The sequence below is a fragment of the Faecalicoccus sp. genome (genome assembly GCF_036552745.1).
In the GTDB taxonomy this organism is placed as follows: domain Bacteria; phylum Bacillota_I; class Bacilli_A; order Erysipelotrichales; family Erysipelotrichaceae; genus Faecalicoccus.
On record NZ_JAXKBY010000228.1, the window covers coordinates 1 to 4,822 of the forward strand.

Genomic DNA, 4,822 nt, shown 5'->3' on the forward strand with positions numbered 1-4,822 from the left:
AAAGTAGTTCAAAAACTACTCAACTGTTAGACCCCCTTCGTTTACTTTTCCACTTCATCAATAGCTTCGATGATAATACCTCGAAACGCATTTTTTTCCAGACTGGCAACACCTTTGATGGTCGTTCCCGATGGTGAACAAACCGCATCCTTCATGATACCCGGATGCTCTTTCTTTTCCAGATACAATAAACTGGTACCGGCCATCATCAAAGCAGCTAAATCATAGGCCTGTTGACGTTTTAAACCATGTTTGACTCCGGCATCGGCCAAAGCCTCCAAATACATGGCTGTATAAGCCGGCGCACAACCGGCAATCGTGGTCGCAATGGATAACTGCTTAGCTTCCACCCATTCAATCTGCGCAATTGTTGAAAAAAGCTGAACAAAGCTTTCCAGGGATTTCGGCTGTAAAGAATGTTTTTGTTCTGTGACAAGAATTCCTTTTCCAACCGCAATAGGTGTATTGGGAATGGCCGAGATGTGTTGTGTCTGGGGCTCTAAAATTTCTTCATAAAAATCATAAAAGCAACCGGCTGCGATCGATACAACAATTTTAGAAGCCAACATCTTACGAATCGGTTCAACGACTTCTTTGATCTGATACGGCTTAACGGCCAGTACGATCAATTCGGCATTTTCAACGACCTCCAAACTTGAAGCATGGGCACAAACCCCATATTTTTCGGCATTCTTTTGGCAGGAATCAAAATGAGCGGAGCAAACATGAATTAAAGATGGATCGATGTTTGCCTTGTTGACCATTCCATTGACAATGGCCTGTGCCATATTTCCAAACCCGATAAATCCGATATTCATACCTATTCCTCGTTATATCCGTTTGGATTCATCGTTTGCCATTTCCAGCTGGAAGCACACATCGCATCCAGATCATATTCAGCCTGCCAACCCAGTTCTTCTCTGGCCAAGTCACATTTAGAATAACAAGTGGCGATATCACCAGCACGGCGTGGTTTGATTTCATAAGGGATATCATGCCCACAGGCTTTAGAGAACGCATGGATCACATCCAATACGCTGTACCCTTTTCCGGTCCCCAGATTATAGACCTTACATCCGGCTTTTTCTTTGATCTTATCCAACGCCTTGACATGCCCTTTGGCTAAATCGACAACGTGAATATAGTCACGTACTCCCGTACCATCCGGTGTATCATAGTCATTCCCAAACACACCGACACATTTCAATTTTCCGATAGCCACCTGGGCAACATACGGTAAAAGGTTATTTGGAATGCCTTTTGGATCTTCTCCGATCAATCCACTTTCATGGGCACCGATTGGATTGAAATAACGCAATAAAATCACGTTCCACTCCGGATCGGAAGTATGCACATCGGTCAAGATCTGCTCCAACATCCATTTTGTCCATCCGTATGGATTGGTACAAGTTCCCTTTGGACATGCTTCGGTAATCGGAATCTGTGCCGGTTCTCCATATACGGTCGCACTCGATGAAAAGATGATATTCTTACATCCATAAGTACGCATCACATCAATCAAATTCAAAGTTCCTGCGATATTTACGGTATAATATTCGACCGGTTTTTGTACTGATTCTCCCACCGCTTTTAAGCCGGCAAAATGAATGACCGCATCAATTTGATTTTCGGAAAAAATCTTCTTGAGTGCTTCTTTGTCTAAAATATCTTCCTTATAAAATTTCACTTTCTTTTGTGTGATCTGTTCAATTCGATCAATGGCTTTCTGATTCGAATTATATAGATTATCCACTACGATGACATCATACCCGGCATTTAACAACTCCACGCACGTATGACTACCAATATAGCCGGCTCCCCCGGTAACAAGTATCTGCATATTTTTACTCTCCTTTTTGTTCTATTATACTATGAACGCAATTCTTTTTCTTCCTCTTTTGTAAGGATCATCGCTTTATATTCCTCTTTTACCTTGATCCAAAGACAATGATGAAGAGGATCATAGCGATCAAACTTCGCTTTGTTTGTCCACTTCTTTTCCCACTGACGTTTGAAATGCACCATTTTCTTTAAATTTAACTGCTGATGCAGCACTCTGTAACAAAACACAAGCTGCTCTGGATCTTTACAACGCACAACCAGTTCATCGTCAGGAAGATTGTCGATTTCTTTTTTATCACTTAAGATCAAGATAAATTTTCTTTGCGGATCGCGAAATAAAAAGGGATAGATCATATAAAACAAGTGGTGACAATGATTACACTGATGATAGAAATACGTTCCATCCTGCAGTCTTTTTTCGATGTTCTCACTTATTTTGGCAATGCCCAGCGTATCTCGCTTGATGTGAAAAACATGCCCACAATGCGGACATGTCATTTCAATCATTCTTTCCTTCATAGAGCACGAGTGGCATTTTTGAGCCAGTCTTTTTCTTCATCGTTTAAATAAGGATGCAGCGTGTCATACACTTGTGCATGATAGGCATTTAACCATTCGATCTCATCTTGTGTCATCTTGGATCGATCGATGCCATCTAAATCAAACGGAACAAACGTCAATGGTTCAAAATGCATGAACTGTCCATAGAAATTCTTAGTTCCCTTCACGACAAGAAGCTCATTTTCATGACGGATACCAAATTCTCCTTCTTTATAAACACCCGGTTCATCGCTTTGTATCATGCCTTCTTCTAACACACAGGAATCATTTCTTTCCGGTACGATTCGCCAGCGAAAGCCATTCGGCGCTTCATGTACGTTAGAAAGATGCCCCACACCATGACCGGTTCCACATTGGTAGTCCATATCTTCATCCCATAGAGGTCCACGCGCTAAAATATCTAAATTTAAACCACGGCATCCATATAAGAAATGCGCTTTGGCCAAACGAATATGGGAACGCATGGCCAGCGTAAACCAGTGTTTTTCTTCCTCACCGATCTCTCCCAAGACAAAAGTACGCGTAATATCGGTTGTTCCTTCCAGGTATTGACCACCGCTGTCAACCAAAAGCATACCTTCCGGTTTTAAGGTGACATCCGTTTCCGGTGTGGAACTATAATGCATCATAGCCGCATGTTCTTTATAGGCACAAATGGTATTGAAGCTGTCTTCCAGATAATTTTCCTGTTCTTTGCGATACTGCTGCAGCTGATCCTGTGCACTGCATTCCGTGATTTCCTGTGATTTCACGTTCTTTTTTAACCAGTACATAAATTTTGTACAGGCTACGCCATCTTTGATATGCGCCCATTTTGTATTTTCGATCTCTGTGACATTTTTTTGCGCCTTCATCAATACGATCGGATCGACTGCCTCAACCAGCTTCTCTTGTACCAACAAGGCCAAACGACTGTTGACAAAATGTGGATCGACTAAAACCGGCCCTTGGAGAGAACAAACATCCTCATAAATCGAATTATACGGTTTTACGCTGATTTGACTTTGTTCAAACAAAGCTTTACTTTCATCATCTAAGCGAGAAGCGTCAATATATAATGTTGCCTTTTCTTTTTCAATGGTGGCATACGCTAAGGCTACCGGAAAATGCGGAATGTCATGAGCTCGAATATTAAAGAGCCAGGCGATCTCATCAATTTTTGTGATAATAAAGGAAGCACACCCTTCTCTGGTCATGGCCTGACGAACCTGGGCAAGTTTATCTTCCATCGAGACACCGGCATAGCGTAAGGCATAATGGAAGGTTTTTGTCGCCGGTAAAGCCGGGCGATCCTGCCAGATTTCATTGACCAGATCCAAATTGGCGACAATATCGATCTGATGACTGTTAAAGATCGCATGATATCGTTTATAATCCATATAATTGATAACACGACCATCAAAGCCCACTTTCGAGCCTTTTGAAAGATTCTGACAAATATAATCTTCGATGCTTGGTGTTTCCGGTTGTCCCATCTTCATCAAGGCAATGCCTGTATCCTGCAGCTGGGCCTGGGCCTGAATAAAATAACGGCCATCCGTCCACAAACCGGCTTGATCGGTTAAAACCACCAATGTACCGGCACTACCGGTAAAACCGGACATGTACTTACGACAGGCAAAATAATCACTGACATATTCTGTTTCATGAAAATCACTGGTTGGAATGATATAAGCCTGCACTCCGTTTTCCTGCATCTTCGCACGCAAATTTTTTAAACGTTCTTGAATCATTTTTATACCTCCACATGATCAATATAATAAGCCCAGTTCAATACTTCGATGCCACCATAGCTTAAGGCGACCATCACCAGGCAGATAAACAAGATCTTTATCGTAAACAAGCCGATATTTCTGGATTTGTATGTGTTTTCCAGTCGCATGTATTTAAACTGGGCCCACATACAATACATCGGCAGCATATATAATATCCCCTGCAACAACACCATCATAGGGGCAAAGCTGTGTAAAAAGTACAACACTTCAAACACCTTACCACCGGCGATATCCTGCCGCAAGACAGACGCACTGTCAAAAGTCACAAAACCATTAAAACAGCCTAAGGCACTAAATAAACCAAAGAAAAACATCATGGACACATCAAATAACACCAGCATGCGATGCACTCTGTCCATTTTTGCCGTAATCTTGTTTGTCCATGCCAGAACACACAAAAACGATACCAACAACAAAATGCCATAGATGATAAAACTTGCCGGAATCAGCCAGTGAAACAAAGAAAAAAGAAGAGCGATTCCTAAGCATACGTTGGCAATGGTATCTGTCGTATCACGGCGACGACGCATTTTGCGTAAGCCATTTTTCCCAAACGAAAAAGCAGAAGTGATCGGCTTGAGTGCTTTTTTAGGTAAAAAGCTGATACAGATCGATAATAAAATCGCTAAAAAACTATATAGTGC

At 41.8% G+C, this 4,822-nt stretch carries 5 protein-coding genes; all 5 read right to left on the minus strand.

Features of this window, described 5'->3' with window-relative positions:
• Window positions 1-41: 41 nt before the first annotated feature.
• Window positions 42-818, minus strand: coding sequence for a pyrroline-5-carboxylate reductase (proC, locus tag U0M88_RS10345; protein ID WP_331869756.1), 777 nt, complete (start codon window positions 816-818; stop codon window positions 42-44).
• Window positions 819-820: 2 nt separating this feature from the next.
• A complete protein-coding gene (gene galE, locus U0M88_RS10350) occupies window positions 821-1,840 on the minus strand; it encodes a UDP-glucose 4-epimerase GalE (RefSeq protein WP_117446422.1) in 1,020 nt (339 codons plus the stop codon).
• A gap of 29 nt (window positions 1,841-1,869) precedes the next feature.
• Complete coding sequence (locus tag U0M88_RS10355; RefSeq protein ID WP_331869757.1) at window positions 1,870-2,361, minus strand: CpXC domain-containing protein; 492 nt, start codon at window positions 2,359-2,361, stop codon at window positions 1,870-1,872.
• A complete protein-coding gene (locus tag U0M88_RS10360; RefSeq protein WP_331869758.1) occupies window positions 2,358-4,136 on the minus strand; it encodes an aminopeptidase P family protein in 1,779 nt (592 codons plus the stop codon). The genes U0M88_RS10355 and U0M88_RS10360 overlap by 4 nt, the downstream gene beginning before the upstream one ends.
• 2 nt (window positions 4,137-4,138) lie before the next feature.
• Window positions 4,139-4,822: hypothetical protein (locus tag U0M88_RS10365; protein WP_331869759.1), on the minus strand; the 684-nt coding region annotated here is incomplete at its 5' end.